Source organism: Halopseudomonas pachastrellae (assembly GCF_900114765.1).
Lineage (GTDB): Bacteria > Pseudomonadota > Gammaproteobacteria > Pseudomonadales > Pseudomonadaceae > Halopseudomonas > Halopseudomonas pachastrellae.
Map to the genome: position 1 here is coordinate 56,895 of NZ_FOUD01000005.1, position 14,002 is coordinate 70,896.

Here is a 14,002-nt window from a genome sequence, read left to right on the forward strand (position 1 = left end):
TTGACGCGGTTTACGTCGAGCTCATGCTGAAGACGCTTCCAGCTTCCAGCTTCCAGCTTCCAGCTTCCAGCTTCCAGCTGAGCATCACTGCGCGGCTACGCCGCTCAGTGATGCTCTCGCGTCGCGCGGAAGCTGATTTCCGGCCAGCGTTCTTCGGTCAGGCTCAGGTTGACGCGCGTTGGAGCCAGATAGGTCAGGTGGCCGCCGCCGTCGACGGCGAGGTTATCGGTGGCCTTGTTGCTGAACTCGTCCAGTTTCTTGCGATCACTGGATTCGACCCAACGCGCTGACCAGACGTTGACCGGCTCGTAGATGCACTCGACCTTGTATTCCTGCTTCAGGCGCTCTGCCACCACGTCGAACTGCAGCACACCGACTGCACCCAGGATGATGTCGTTGTTGCGCTCGGGGAAGAACACCTGGGTGGCGCCTTCCTCGGCCAGTTCCTGCAGGCCCTGGCGCAGCTGCTTGGATTTCAGCGGGTCTTTCAGGCGTACGCGGCGGAACAGTTCCGGGGCAAAGTGCGGGATGCCGGTGAAGCCGATCTTCTCGCCTTCGGTGAAGGTGTCGCCGATCTGGATGGTGCCGTGGTTGTGCAGACCGATTATGTCGCCGGCCCAGGCTTCTTCCAGGTGCTCACGTTCGGCGGCGAAGAAGGTCAGCGCGTCGGCGATGCGCACTTCCTTGCCGGTGCGCACGTGGTGCAGCTTCATGCCCTTTTCGTAGCGGCCGGAGCAGATACGCACGAAGGCAATACGGTCGCGGTGTTTCGGGTCCATGTTCGCCTGAATCTTGAACACAAAACCGGTGAAGGGCGCTTCGGTCGGCTGCACGTCACGCTCGTGGCTGGCGCGCGGCTGCGGGCGCGGTGCCCAGTCGACGATAGCGTCCAGCACCTGATCAACACCGAAGTTACCCAGTGCGGTACCAAAGAATACCGGTGTCATCTCGCCCTTGATGAAGGCGTCCTGATCAAACTCGTGGCAGGCGCCCTGCACCAGTTCCAGCTCTTCAACGAAGTTGTCGTACAGGTCGCCCAGGTGCGCGCGGGCTTCGTCGGAGTCCAGGCCGTCGATGACCTGCTGCTCGGTGCGCTCGTGGCCGTGGCCCGGCACATAGACGATGATCTTGTCGTCAGCCAGGTGATACACGCCCTTGAAGTCGCGGTAGCAGCCAATCGGCCAGGTGATCGGCGCGGCCTTGATGTTCAGGACCGCTTCGATCTCGTCGAGCAGCTCGATCGGGTCGCGGATGTCGCGGTCGAGTTTGTTGACGAAGCTGACGATGGGCGTGTCGCGCAGACGGCACACGTCCATCAGCGCAATGGTACGCGGCTCAACACCCTTACCGCCGTCCAGCACCATCAGCGCCGAGTCCACCGCGGTCAGGGTGCGGTAGGTGTCTTCCGAGAAGTCTTCGTGGCCGGGGGTGTCGAGCAGGTTGACCATGGCGTCGCGATAGGGGAACTGCATCACCGAGGTGGTCACCGAAATGCCCCGCTCCTTTTCCATCGCCATCCAGTCGGAGGTGGCGTGGCGGTCGGATTTGCGCGACTTGACCGTACCGGCCACGCTGATCGCCTGGCCCATCAGCAGCAGGCGCTCGGTGATGGTGGTCTTACCCGCATCCGGGTGGGAGATGATGGCGAAGGTGCGCCGCTTGGCGACTTCTTTTTCAATGGCGTTGGACATGTCGGCTACTGAGCAGTTGGCGGGGCGCGATGGTGGCACGCTTAAGCGCGCTGCGGCCCGGCAAGAAAATTGGCTGCGTATTGTCGCCGATCAACCGGGGGATGACAAAGGGAAAAGCCGGCGGGTGGGGCCCGCCGGCGTGAGGGTCTGTTGCCTTATCGTTTAGCCGCCTGCCGGCAGCCATTCAGGGGTTACTGGAAGGCCTCGCAGTTGGCGGTGGCAATCTGCGTCGGGTCGGTGCTGGCCTGATCGCGGATGATGCCGCCGTTGAACTGCTGCAGCTCAACCTCGCCGTCGTCGCGCAGCAGGATCTGCAAACGCTCCAGGGCTGCACGTTCACCGTTGCTTTCAGCTGCGTAGTAGGCGTTGCGCAGGCTGAAGGTTTCAGTGCCTTTCTGGCCGTTGCTGATGCCGGGTGTGGTAACGCCCTTGGGGTTAAGGTCGTAGCGCCACGGATCGGCGATGCTGCCGTCGCCTTCGATGCTCAGGTCAACTTCTTCGCAGAGGGTAAAGCCTGATTGCAGTGTGCTGTCGACAAAACCGGTCAGGGTGATCGGGCTGCGCGCCTGCAGGGCCTGGAACAGGGTGGTGATTTCCGGTGCCAGCGGGCGGTCCTCCAGGTCCATGTAGCTGTTGCTGTAGGCGCCGGAGCCGATGCGGGTGGTCACGGCAACGCGCCAGGCGACCGGGGTTTTGCGCTGCTGGTCGAGTGTTGCGGTCAAGGTGTGGGTCACATCCTCGCTGGGCTTGACGGTGAGCTGGTACACCGGTGTGTTCTGGTAGGGCGAGTTGCTGCCGTCCCAGAAATTGAAGGTTGGGTCGCTCGGGTCAAACTCAAAGTCTTCAATGCTCACCACGCCGTTGCTCTGCACCAGTACCTGCGCCTGATCGCCCAGTGCCAGTGCGGTGGCGTCAAAGCGGGCGCTGCGGTTGACGAAGGTCGGTGTGTAGGTGCCTGCCAGCGCGCCAACAGCGGTAGCTGCGGGGTTGACCGGTTGCTCGACGCGTAGCTGACCGAGGAAGGCCGGGGTGTTGAACGGCCCGCTGCTATTGCTCAGATCACCCACGTTGATCTCGTTGAAATGCCCAACCTCGTTGTCGCTCAGGGCGTAGTCGATGTTGCCGTCCTGCCAGATGATTTCCGGCAGATGCGGGCTGTCGCCAAGAATGCGGTGGATCGGGTTGGTCAGGGTCTTGCCGTTGATGGTCAGGCTGTTGTCGGCGCCCAGTACCACGCTGACGGCCTGATCTTCGCTGAAGGCGCAGACGCTACCGCAGCCGGCACCGCTGCCTTGTTTGAAGACCAGATCCAGACTGCCGACCAGTGCGCTGTTCAAGGTTGCCGGAACGCTGCCGCCACCACTTTGCGAGCCGGGCGCTGCCGGCATGCTGGCGCCGCCGAGCAAGGAGCTGACCAGTGCGTTGTAGTCGCTCAGGTTGGGGTTATCGCTAATTGCCTGGGCCAGGGCCTCAAGCAACTGATCATAGGGGTCGCTGTTCGGGTCCGGTGTAAACGCGGTGCTGAACGGCGCGGTGGAGCCGGCGCCCCAACTGGCGGGCAGCGTGTAGCCGGCAGCGTCGAGCAGGGTGCGCAGGGCGTCGGCCGCAGCGCTGAGCTGAGCGCCCAGGGTTGCCAGGTCGGCGCTACCGTCATTGGGTGCACTGAACCAGTCTGCCAGGTTCTGCCCCGACAGATCGTTGACCTGCAGGGCCAGTGCCAGGTCGGTGAGCGGTGTGATGTTCACGTTGCCGGTCGCGGTGGCCAGGCTGTAGAGCGTAACGCTTGGCGTACCGCCGTTGATGCGCAGGGCGCAGGGCAGCACCTGTGCATTGCTGATCTCGCCGCGCCAGCTGCCGTCAGTGTCGGTGGTCACGGTATCGGTAAAGCCGGAGCCGTCTGCGCAGACCGCCGTGACCGTGCCGCTGACAATGGCTGCGCCGGTGGCGGCAGTGCCGCTCACGGTAGCGCTGGCGGCTGCGCCACCGCCGTCACTGCCACCGCCACCTCCGCCGCCACCACCCAGGCAGGCACTCAGCAGCGCTGCGCCAAGCAGGGTGCCTGGTAGTTTCAGGTAGCTCCATGGATGATTGGTCATGCCCCACTCCCTATTCATGTAGTTGTTCCGGTAGGCTAGCCATGTGCCTGCCTACCGGGCAGCCCGTAAACAGGGGGGTAGGGACGTGGCGACAGACCCTGAAGCGAGAAACCCTATGCACGACGATTTTGGCGACAATCTGCGGCTGCTGTGCAGCTACTACAAGTCCACCGCCGAGGTGTGCCGCCGGCTGGGTATCAATCGCCCGCAGTTCAATCGCTATCTCAACGGCGTCAACCGTCCATCCGACAGCACCATGCGGCGGCTGTGCGACTTCTTCGGCGTGGAGGTGCACGAGATACTGCTTCCCCACGGCCAGTTCCAGCGGCTTATTCAGGTGCGCCCGCACCAGACAGAGCGACCTGCCTTGGTACCGTCACAGCCCGATTCGCTGGAGCAGGAGTATCTGGCCAGACTCAGTCAGGTCGGTCAGAGCGGGCTGGACAAGTATCTGGGCTATTACTTCGAGTACTACCTGTCGATGGCCTATCCCGGCAGCATTCTGCGCACGTTGGTGTGTCTGGAAGAACATGAAGGCAAGACCTACTACCAGCGCACCGAGCGGATTCGCGAGCGGCCGGGCAGCAAGCCGTTTCACGGGGTGTATCGTGGCATGGTGCAATTTCTGTCGGACCGAATCTTTCTTGCCGACTATGAAACCCTGACCAATTTCGAGATGACCCAGACGGTGCTCTACCCGTCGTTCCGCAATCGGGTGGATCGGCTGACCGGGCTGCGCATCGGCGTCTCCGGCAGCGGCGAGCGGGTGCCGTGCTGCACCCGGGTGCTCTACGAGTATCTGGGCCGAGAGGTCGATCGCCAGCGGGTGCTGGCGCTGTGCGGGTTGTATGCCTGCGATGATCCGGTGCTGGATGCGGATATCCGGGCGGCTATCCGCAATGACATTGGCCCGGGCGAGTGGCACTTCCGGGCACGATTCTAACGTTTAGAGCTGAGTGCGTTCGTCGCTCAGGTTGAGTGCCCAGTCGCGGATCACGGCGGCGGTGTCGCGGCCGCCGGCCAGCAACCAGTGCAGTTTGCAGAACGCCGCTTCCGGCGTCATGTCGCCGCCGTCCAGCACGCCTTGCTCCTGTAGCCCTGCGCTCGCCGCGTAGGCACCGGGGCTGATGCCGCCTTGCAGGCATTGGGTCACGTTGACTACGACCTTATCGCGGGCTGCAGCGCGTTTGATGAACGCATTGAAGGCCGGATCGCGGCTCGGAATGTTGCCCGCGCCAAAGCTCTGCAGCACCACGGCTTTGCAGTTGTTGTCGGCCAGAACCGCGTCGTACAGCGCGGTCGGCATTGAGGGATGCAGACAGAGCATGGCAACCGCACCCGGCTGGAAGTTCAGCGCCGCGGCCTCGCGCGGATGGCGGCTGGCAACACGCTCACCAAGCAGTCTTTCGCGATGGAGCAGCGGGCGGATATTGAGTTCGGCCAGCGGCGCGGCGTTGGGCGTGTCGAAGGCTTGAAACTGTTGGCTGCTGACTTTGCGCAGGCGGCTGCCGTTGAGCAATCGGTTGTTGAACACCAATCCGACATTACCCAGACGCGGGCCTGCTGCCAGCTGCAGCGCTGCCTGCAGGTGCGCCACCGCGTCGCTGCGCGGCAGTCCAAGCGGAACTTGGGAGCCGGTGAGCAGCACGTTGCGCTCGCTGGCGCCAAGCATGAACGACAGCGCCGCGGCGCTGTAAGCCATGGTGTCGGTGCCGTGCAGAATGATGAAGCCGCGGTAGCCATCCCAGTGCTCGGCCAGCAGGGCGGCCAGTTGCTGCCAGTGGCCGGGCGTCAGGTCCGCGCTGTCGATCAGCGGACTGATTTCCAGCAGGTCAAAGCTGGGCAGCAGCGCAAGACTGCTACCCAGTTGCTGTTCGATGCGCTGCTGCAGGCCGGGGGCGGGTGCCAGCCCATTCGGGCCGGGCACCATGCCGATGGTGCCCCCGGTATGCAGGATCAGAACCTCGGCGGTCATGAGGCGCTCTTCTGGGGAGCCAGCATGGACTGCGGGCTCAGCAGGCGGTTGAGTTCTGACTCGCTCATCAGGCTTTCCTCGATGATCAGTGCCTTGACCGTGCTGCCGGTCATCAGCGCCGTGTGGGCGATACGGGAGGCGTTGCTGTAGCCGATATGGGGCACCAGCGCGGTAATGATACCGATGCTGTTGTCGACGTGGGCGGCGCACGCCTGCTCGTTGGCGATGATGCCACGAATGCAGCGGTGTTCGAGCATCTCGCAGGCTTCCTTGAGCATCTTCAACGAATTGAGCAGGTTGTAGATGATCATCGGCTCCATCGCGTTGAGCTGCAGTTGCCCGGCCTCGGCCGCCAGTGTCACCGCCAGATCTGACGCGATCACCTGATACGCGGTCTGGTTCATGGCTTCGGGAATCACCGGGTTGACCTTGCCCGGCATGATCGAGGAGCCGGGCTGCATCGGCGGCAGCTGGATCTCGCCCAGACCGGTACGCGGGCCGCTGGAGAGCAGGCGCAGGTCGTTGCTCATTTTGCTCAGCTTGATCGCCAGGCGCTTGAGGATGCCGGAGAAGAATACGAAAGCGCCCATGTCGGACGTCGCCTCGACCAGGTTGCAGGCCGGTACCAGCGGTTTGCCGGACACCTCGGCCAGCCGTGCGACGACCTTGGCGGAATACCCGTCGGGCGTGTTGATCCCGGTGCCGATGGCGGTGCCGCCGAGGTTGACCTCACAGAGCAGGGCGCAGGCTTCGCGGATGCGGTCGATGTCTTCACCCAGGTTCACCGCAAAGGCGTCGAACTCCTGGCCCAGGGTCATCGGTACCGCGTCCTGCAGCTGGGTGCGGCCCATCTTCAGGATGTGGGCGAATTCGCGGCCCTTGTCTTCCAGTGCTGCTTTCAATGAGGCCAGCGCCGGGACGAAGTTGTCAGCGGCAAACTGAATGCCGAGGCAGGCAGCGGTCGGGTAGGCGTCGTTGGTCGACTGCGACCGGTTGACGTCATCGTTGGGGTGCAGCTGAGCGTACTCGCCGCGGGCATGACCGAGCTTGGCCAGCGCAACGTTGGCGATCACCTCGTTGGCGTTCATGTTGGTCGAGGTGCCAGCGCCACCTTGAATGACATCAACGATGAACTGGTCCAGATATTGACCGGCGGCGATGTCTTCGCAGGCCGAGACAATCGCCTCGGTCTTGGTGGCGTTGAGCAGGCCGAAATCGTGGTTGGTCAGTGCTGCTGCCTGTTTGACCATGGCCAGTGCGCGGATCAGCTCCGGAAAATGGGAGATCGGCACGCCGGTAATGGCGAAGTTGTTGGCAGCGCGTTGGGTCTGGATGCCGTACCAGGCATCAGCGGGTACATCGAGATAACCGAGCAGATCGTATTCTGAGCGGGTGTTCATGGGGTGTGCTTCCGCAGGGAAACGGAGCGCCGGAGGACCCGGCGCTCTCAGGTGGTGTCAGGGTTGTTTGCGACTGTTGTCAGCGACCGGCCAGGACTCGGCGTCCAGGTTCAGATCGGTGAATTCTTCGGCGTGGAAGGTCGGGACCTTGTTGCCGCTCTTGAGCTGACGATCGTAGTCGCCGAGCACGCGCTTGCCGGTCTTGAACAGCAGCGCCAGAGCAATCAGGTTGACCAGCGCCAACAGGCCCATGGTCAGGTCGGCAAAGCCGAATACGGTGCCCAGATCCATGATCGCGCCCAGGCAGCACAGGCAGATCACCACCACGCGGAAACCGTTCATCACGAATTCGTTGCTGCGGCCGGTGGTCAGGTAGCTGACGCTGTTCTCGCCCAGGTAGTAGTTGTAGAGCACGGTGCTGAAACCGAACAGCAGCATGGCGATACTGACGAACACGCGGCCCCACTCACCGATATGAGTGGCCAGCGAGGCCTGGGTCAGGGCAACGCCCTGGCTGGAGTCGGTCAGGCTAGGATCGTAGGCCGTACCCATCAGGATGATCAGTGCGGTACAGGTGCACAGGATGATGGTGTCGATGAATACCGAGAACGACTGCACCACGCCCTGATTGGCCGGGTGCGGTACGTACGCGACTGCTGCCACGTTGGGCGCGCTGCCGAGACCCGCTTCGTTGGAGAACAGGCCGCGTTTGACGCCCATCAGGATCGCTGCGCCGATGCCGCCGCCGACCACCGGGCCAATACCAAAGGCGCTTTCCACGATCAGTTTGAGGGTGGCAGGAATCTCGGTGAAGTTCAGGCCCAGCACCACGATGGCGATCAGCAGGTAACCGCCCGCCATGATCGGCACCAGCACCTCGGCAACCTGCGCGATACGCTTAACGCCGCCGAAGATGATCAGGCCAACCACCAGCGCCAGACCAATGCCGCTGTAGTACAGCGGAATATCGAAGGCATCCTTAAGGGAGGTGGCGACCGCATAGGATTGCAGCGCGATAAAGCCGATACCAAAGGTCACCAGCAGCAGGATGGAATAGATCACCGCCAGCCACTTCCAGTTACTGCCCAGGCCGCGTTCGATGTAGTGGGCCGGGCCGCCACGGTAGGCGCCGTCTGGCTCGGCGGTCTTATAGACCTGCGCCAGGGTACATTCGATAAAGCTGGTCGCCATGCCCATCAGGCCGACAACCCACATCCAGAAGATGGCGCCGGGGCCACCCAGAGTGATAGCCACCGCGACGCCGGCGATGTTGCCGCCGCCCACGCGGCCAGCGACCGACAGGATCAGGGCTTGAAAGGAGCTGAGGTGGCGTCCGTCCGCCTCATGATGGTTGGCAGTGAGAATGCCGAACATCTTGCCGAAGTAACGAAACTGTACGAAGCGGGTAGCGAAGGTGAACCAGATACCGATGCCGACTAGCAGAGCAATGAGGACCTTGCTCCACAGCAGGTCGCTGAGGGCGGAAAGCATGACTAACTCCTTTCGGTGAGCCGAATTTTATTGTGGATTGGGCAGGCTCATTGAAGCGTGTGACACCACGCTTGGGGAGTTTGTAACTTGATACGACATGATGCTTTCTGATGCTTTAAAAGCACCAGAAAGCATCTTTTTTGCTCAGGCGACGGTGTCCAATGCTTCGTCGCGCAGCACCACCAGCGGCTGACCGGCCTGCACGCGGCCACCCGGCTGCTGCAGCACGTGGGTCACCACGCCGTCACACGGCGCCTGCAGCGGGATTTCCATTTTCATGGACTCCAGAATCAGCAGGGTCTGGCCGGCCTTGACCGTGTCGCCGACCTTGACCTCGGCCTGCCACAGGCTGCCGGATACCGGGCTGTCGACACCGACGCTGTCTTCCGGCCAGCTGACATCCTCGTCGCTGCTCTCCAGCTCCTCGCTCTCGAAGTTGAATTGGCCGTTGGCGTGCCACTGGCGCAGCTCTTCGGCGAAGGCCGCGTTGCGCTGCTGCTTGAAGGCTTCGATGTCGTCGGCGTTGTCGTTGATGAAGGCTTCGTGCTCGGCGAGGCTGAACTGGCTTTCTTCGATGCGCAGCGGATAGCGGCCCTGCGGGAAGTCGCGGCGAATCTGCTGCAGCTCCTCGTGGCTGACCTCATAAAAGCGGATCTGGTCAAAGAAGCGCAGCAGCCACGGCTTGCTGAATTCGCGGGTCTGGCGATAGCGGTTCCACATCTGCAGGGTACGACCGACAAACTGATAACCGCCGGGGCCTTCCATGCCGTAGACGCAGAGGTAGGAACCGCCGATACCGACCGAGTTTTCCGCGGTCCAGGTGCGCGCCGGGTTGTACTTGGTGGTCACCAGACGGTGGCGCGGGTCCGTCGGCGTGGCCACCGGCGCGCCGAGGTAGACGTCACCGAGGCCCATGACCAGATAGGACGCCTCGAACAGCACCTTCTTGACGTCGTCGATGCTGTCCAGCCCGTTGATACGGCGGATGAATTCCAGGTTGCTCGGGCACCAGGGCGCGTTCTTGCGCACCGACTGAGTGTATTTTTCGATCGCCAGCTGGCAGGCCTCGTCGTCCCAGGACAGCGGAATGTGCACGATGCGCGAGGGTACGGCCAGTTCGTTGAGGCGTTCCGACAGCGCCTGTTCAGCTTTGAACAGGTGATCGAGCAGGGCGCTGTGCGACAGCTGCTGGCTGTCGAAATGCACCTGCAGTGAGCGGATGCCCGGAGTCAGCTCACGCAGACCGACCACCGGGTTTTGCTGCAGCCACTGCATCAACGCATGGGCGCGGAAGCGCAGGCGTATATCCAGCATTTGCTCGCCGTACTCGACCAGCAGGAAGTGGTCGCCAGCGGCGCGGTAGACGATCTCGTCACCGAACTGCTCGGCGGGCAGGCGCTTGAGGATCGGGCTGTCGACCGGGACCGGCTGCCAGTCAATCGGTGCGGCTGCCAGCGCGTCGATCTGCTGAATCTGCGCCGCTTCCAGCGCGACCGCCTGCTCGATGCTGACCGGTACAAAACGCACCTTGTCGCCGGCGCGGAGTTGGCCGAGTTTCCACAGATCGGCGGTGATCACGGTTGCCGGGCAGACGAAGCCGCCGAGCGACGGGCCGTCCGGGCCGAGGATCACCGGCATGTCGCCGGTAAAGTCGACGGTGCCGAAGGCGTAGGCGTTGTCGTGGATGTTGGAGGGGTGCAGACCGGCTTCACCGCCGTCTTCACGCGCCCACTCCGGTTTCGGGCCGATCAGGCGCACGCCGGTGCGACTGGAGTTGTAGTGAATCTCCCAGTCGGTAGCGAAGAAGCTGTCGATGTCCTTGCTGGTGAAGAAATCCGGCGCGCCGTGCGGGCCGTAGATCACCCGCAGCTCCCACTGGTTGCTGATCGCCGGGCGCAGTTCGCCGGGTACTTCAGCAAGCGCAACCGGGCTGACGCCTGCGCTCAGGTGCAGCACATCACCGGTGCGCAGCGCGCGCCCGTTGTGGCCGCCAAACTGACCGAGGGTGAAGGTGGATTTGGAACCGAGGTAGTCCGGGCATTGCAGGCCGCCGAGCACCGCGAGATAGGCGCGGGCACCGGCTTCCTTGATACGGCCAAGGGTCAGGGTTTGACCGGCAGCGACGTCGATGACCTGCCAGGCGGCAATCGGTTGCTCATCCAGTTTGGCGTCAATCGCGGCGCCGCTCAGTACGATCTGGCTGGCGCTGGCAAAGCGCAGAGTCGGGCCTTGCAGGGTGATTTCCAGCCCGGCGGCGTCGGCCGGGTTGTTCAGCAGGCGGTTGCCGAGGCGGAAGGCATAGCTGTCGAACGGGCCGGACGGCGGCACGCCAACATCCCAACTGCCGGTGCGGCCCGGAAAGTCCTGAATGGTGGTCTGGGTGCCGCCAGCCAGTACGTCGATGCGCGCTGGCTGGAAGCGGAAGCTGTTGAGGTAGCGGGTGGTGACTTCACCAGCCAGCAGCGCCGGGTCGCGGGTCAGCGCGCGCAGGTAGTCGAGGTTGGTTTCGCTGCCGTACAGGCGGGTGGCGTCCAGCGTGTTCTGCAGTTTGCTCAGCGCGGCGGCGCGGTCTTCGGCGTGGACGATGACCTTGGCCAGCATCGGGTCGAAGTAGGGCGGGACTTCAAGCCCGGATTCGATCCAGTGGTCGATGCGGATGCCGTCACCGGAAGGGAAGGCCACTTCGCTCAGCAGGCCTGCGCAGGGCTGGAAGTCGCGGAACGGATCTTCGGCGTACAGGCGCACCTGAATGGAGTGGCCTTTGGGTACAAGGTTGGCGCGGCGAGCGTTCAGCTCCAGCTCTTCGTCAGCGGCCAGACGCACCATCCACTCGACCAGATCAACGCCGAACACCTCTTCGGTAACGCCGTGCTCCACCTGCAGGCGGGTGTTCACTTCCAGGAAGTAGAACTGATGGCTGTCGGCGTCGTAAATGAACTCGACGGTGCCGGCGTTGCGGTAGCTGACGCTGGACAGCAGCTTTTCAGCAGTGGCGTGCAGCTCGCTGCGTACCGCGTCGCTCAGGTTCGGTGCCGGGCACTCTTCCACTACTTTCTGGTTGCGGCGCTGGCTGGAGCAGTCGCGCTCACCGAGCGCCAGCGCGTTGCCTTTGCCGTCGGCAAACACTTGCACCTCGATATGCCGGGCGCGGGCGATGAATTTTTCCAGGAACACGCCGTCGTCGGCAAAGTTGCTGGCGCCGAGGCGCTTGACGCTGTCGAAGGCGCCGATCAGTTCATCTTCGCTGTGGCACAGCTGCATGCCGATACCGCCGCCGCCCGCCGTGCTTTTGAGCATCACCGGGTAGCCGATCCGCGCAGCCTCGGTTTTGGCAGCAGCCAGATCGGTCAGCAGATCGGTGCCCGGCAGCAGCGGCACATTGGCCTGCTCGGCCAGCTCACGGGCGCGGTGCTTGAGACCAAAGGCCAGCATCTGCTCGGGCGTCGGGCCGATAAAGGCGACACCGGCGGCCTCGCAGCGGCGCACGAAGTTGGCGTTCTCGCTGAGGAAACCGTAACCGGGGTGGATGGCCTGGGCGCCGGTGTCGGCGGCAATGGCCAGCAGCTTGTCGACCTGCAGGTAGGTATCGGCAGCAGCGCCTTCGCCGAGGCTGTAGGCCTCGTCGGCCAGCCGCACGTGCAGGCTGTCGGCGTCGCATTCGGCGTAAACGGCAACGGAGCCGATACCCAGGTTGCGCAGGGTGCGGATGATGCGGGTGGCGATGGCGCCACGGTTGGCGATCAGAACCTTGTTGAACATTTCGCTAGCCTTTGCCGGGCCGTCCCAGGCAGCTGATTACGACAGTGGCCGTCCACTGAAGATGTAATGTCACGTTTCACGGGGACCGCGGAGAAGCGTTGGCGAGGCAGCTGATGCGAGGCGAAACAGGCGAAAAAGCGCAGTTTACAAGTGGGTAAATGAGCATTTTGAGCCTGTTTCAACGCTGCAGCAGCAACGCAGGTAGCTTCTCCGTGGTTCCCTTAATCCCAGACGAGGAGCTCAACCGGCGTCGGGTTATAACCGTTGCAGGGATTGTTCAGCTGCGGGCAGTTGGAAATCAGGATCACCACGTCCATCAGGGCAGTCAGCTCGACGTACTTGCCAGCGCCGGAGATGCCGTCTTCAAAGGTCAGGCCGCCCTCGGCGGTCACCGGCACGTTCATGAAGAAGTTGATGTTGTGGGTGATGTCGCGCTTGCTGATGCCGTATTGCGGGTTCTCCGCCACGGCCAGCATCCAGCTGTCACGGCACGAGTGCATGCAGCGTTTTTCCAGGTCGTAGCGCACGGTGTTGCTTTCGCTGGCGCAGGCGCCGCCGAGGGTGTCGTGGCGGCCGCAGGTGTCGGCGACGATTTCCAGCATCGGGTTGTTTTCGTTCGAGCGAATCACCGAACCTGCGGTCAGGTAAACGTTGCCCTGTTCGCGGATGGTGTCGGTGGCGCTGTAGCGCTCAACCGGGTTGGCGGCGCTAAAGAACAGGGTGTCGGCGGCCTGATTGCCCTCCAGGTCCAGCAGGCGCAGGGTCTGGCCGGCCTTGACGATGCCGATGGAGTAATCGCCGGCGCCGATGGTGGTGCGCGAGGCGGCGTTTTCGGGGAGCAGGGAGCTGTGCTTGATCATGGTGTCCTCGCTTACTTGCCCAGGTGGTACAGGGCGTTGTTCTGGAAGCCGCGCTGGTTTTCCGGGCGGAAGTTGCGGCAGAAGTCGTCATCGCTGACCGGCGCGGCCTGGCTCAGCTCGATGCGGACCGGGTTGTAGGGGTAGCTGTCGGCGCTGCTGAGCGGATGCGGGCAGGTGTGCAGCACCACCAAGGTGTCCATTTCGAAGCGCAGGGCCACCTGGTTGCCGGCTTTGCTGTGGCCGGAGACCAGTTGCATGCGGCCTTCGTCGTCGGTGGCGACCTTGCTGAACAGGTTGAGATTGGCGGCCATGTCGGCGCGGCCCAGACCGTACTTGGCCAGCTCGACCAGAAAGGCGTCGTAGCCGTTCTGGTGCCATTCGTTGCGGGCGTTCTGATAGTCGCGTGCGCCCCAGCGCTCGGCTACTTGAGCGGCGTTGCTGTTGCCACAGACGCTTTCGTGCCAGCCCAGATCGTCTTCAACGATGGAGGCGAAGATGCGGCCCATGTCGGAGTACAGGCAATTGCCGCGGGTCAGTTTGAAGGTGTGTTGGCACTTCAGGGTGTCTGGCGCGTTGTAGCGCTCCAGCAGGTTTTCCGGGTTGTAGAACAGCATGCCGACGTTGGCATCGCCAGCCAGGTCGGTCAGGCGCATCAGGGTGCCCTTGCGCACGCGCAGGGACCAGTGGCTGGCGCCGGCGACTTCGGTGGTATAGGTGGTCAGTGTCATCT

The 14,002-nt window shown here is 63.2% G+C and carries 9 protein-coding genes; 1 reads left to right on the plus strand and 8 read right to left on the minus strand.

The features are described from left to right. Positions 1 to 104: 104 nt before the first annotated feature. Positions 105 to 1,691, minus strand: a complete 1,587-nt coding sequence (locus tag BM116_RS05120) for a peptide chain release factor 3 (protein ID WP_083728646.1) — start codon at positions 1,689 to 1,691, stop codon at positions 105 to 107. 191 nt (positions 1,692 to 1,882) lie between these two features. After that, positions 1,883 to 3,787 (minus strand): hypothetical protein, encoded by a 1,905-nt coding sequence (locus tag BM116_RS05125; protein ID WP_083728647.1) that lies wholly within the window; start codon positions 3,785 to 3,787, stop codon positions 1,883 to 1,885. 115 nt (positions 3,788 to 3,902) lie between these two features. Here BM116_RS05125 and BM116_RS05130 point away from each other — a divergent pair, with 115 nt between their 5' ends. Continuing rightward, positions 3,903 to 4,730: a helix-turn-helix transcriptional regulator gene (locus BM116_RS05130; RefSeq protein WP_083728648.1), complete on the plus strand. Its 828-nt coding sequence runs from the start codon at positions 3,903 to 3,905 to the stop codon at positions 4,728 to 4,730. A 3-nt stretch (positions 4,731 to 4,733) separates the two neighbouring features. On the opposite strand, the gene BM116_RS05135 is transcribed toward BM116_RS05130, so the two are convergent. The 6 genes from BM116_RS05135 to BM116_RS05160 form a co-directional block, all read right to left on the minus strand. After that, entirely contained in the window at positions 4,734 to 5,762 is a 1,029-nt protein-coding gene (locus tag BM116_RS05135; protein WP_083728649.1) for an asparaginase, read from the minus strand. Next, positions 5,759 to 7,162 (minus strand): aspartate ammonia-lyase, encoded by a 1,404-nt coding sequence (locus BM116_RS05140; RefSeq protein ID WP_083728650.1) that lies wholly within the window; start codon positions 7,160 to 7,162, stop codon positions 5,759 to 5,761. The genes BM116_RS05135 and BM116_RS05140 overlap by 4 nt, the downstream gene beginning before the upstream one ends. 57 nt (positions 7,163 to 7,219) lie before the next feature. Beyond that, positions 7,220 to 8,653: an alanine/glycine:cation symporter family protein gene (locus BM116_RS05145; RefSeq protein WP_083728651.1), complete on the minus strand. Its 1,434-nt coding sequence runs from the start codon at positions 8,651 to 8,653 to the stop codon at positions 7,220 to 7,222. 144 nt (positions 8,654 to 8,797) lie between these two features. Further along, positions 8,798 to 12,412 carry an urea carboxylase gene (uca, locus tag BM116_RS05150; protein ID WP_083728652.1) on the minus strand — a complete coding sequence of 1,205 codons (3,615 nt, stop codon included), beginning with the start codon at positions 12,410 to 12,412 and terminating at the stop codon, positions 8,798 to 8,800. Positions 12,413 to 12,633: 221 nt separating this feature from the next. Beyond that, the gene (locus BM116_RS05155; RefSeq protein ID WP_083728653.1) at positions 12,634 to 13,272 is read right to left on the minus strand and encodes an urea amidolyase associated protein UAAP2; all 639 of its coding nucleotides are present in this window, start codon (positions 13,270 to 13,272) and stop codon (positions 12,634 to 12,636) included. Between the two features lie 11 nt (positions 13,273 to 13,283). Next, entirely contained in the window at positions 13,284 to 14,000 is a 717-nt protein-coding gene (locus BM116_RS05160) for an urea amidolyase associated protein UAAP1 (protein ID WP_083728654.1), read from the minus strand. Positions 14,001 to 14,002: the final 2 nt, after the last annotated feature.

Coding starts and splice junctions, on each gene's coding strand:
- BM116_RS05140 (WP_083728650.1), bottom strand. CDS start 7,162: ATGAACACCCGCTCAGAATACGATCTGCTCGGTTATCTCGATGTACCC.
- BM116_RS05130 (WP_083728648.1), top strand. CDS start 3,903: ATGCACGACGATTTTGGCGACAATCTGCGGCTGCTGTGCAGCTACTAC.
- uca (WP_083728652.1), bottom strand. CDS start 12,412: ATGTTCAACAAGGTTCTGATCGCCAACCGTGGCGCCATCGCCACCCGC.
- BM116_RS05160 (WP_083728654.1), bottom strand. CDS start 14,000: ATGACACTGACCACCTATACCACCGAAGTCGCCGGCGCCAGCCACTGG.
- BM116_RS05145 (WP_083728651.1), bottom strand. CDS start 8,653: ATGCTTTCCGCCCTCAGCGACCTGCTGTGGAGCAAGGTCCTCATTGCT.
- BM116_RS05135 (WP_083728649.1), bottom strand. CDS start 5,762: ATGACCGCCGAGGTTCTGATCCTGCATACCGGGGGCACCATCGGCATG.
- BM116_RS05125 (WP_083728647.1), bottom strand. CDS start 3,787: ATGACCAATCATCCATGGAGCTACCTGAAACTACCAGGCACCCTGCTT.
- BM116_RS05155 (WP_083728653.1), bottom strand. CDS start 13,272: ATGATCAAGCACAGCTCCCTGCTCCCCGAAAACGCCGCCTCGCGCACC.
- BM116_RS05120 (WP_083728646.1), bottom strand. CDS start 1,691: ATGTCCAACGCCATTGAAAAAGAAGTCGCCAAGCGGCGCACCTTCGCC.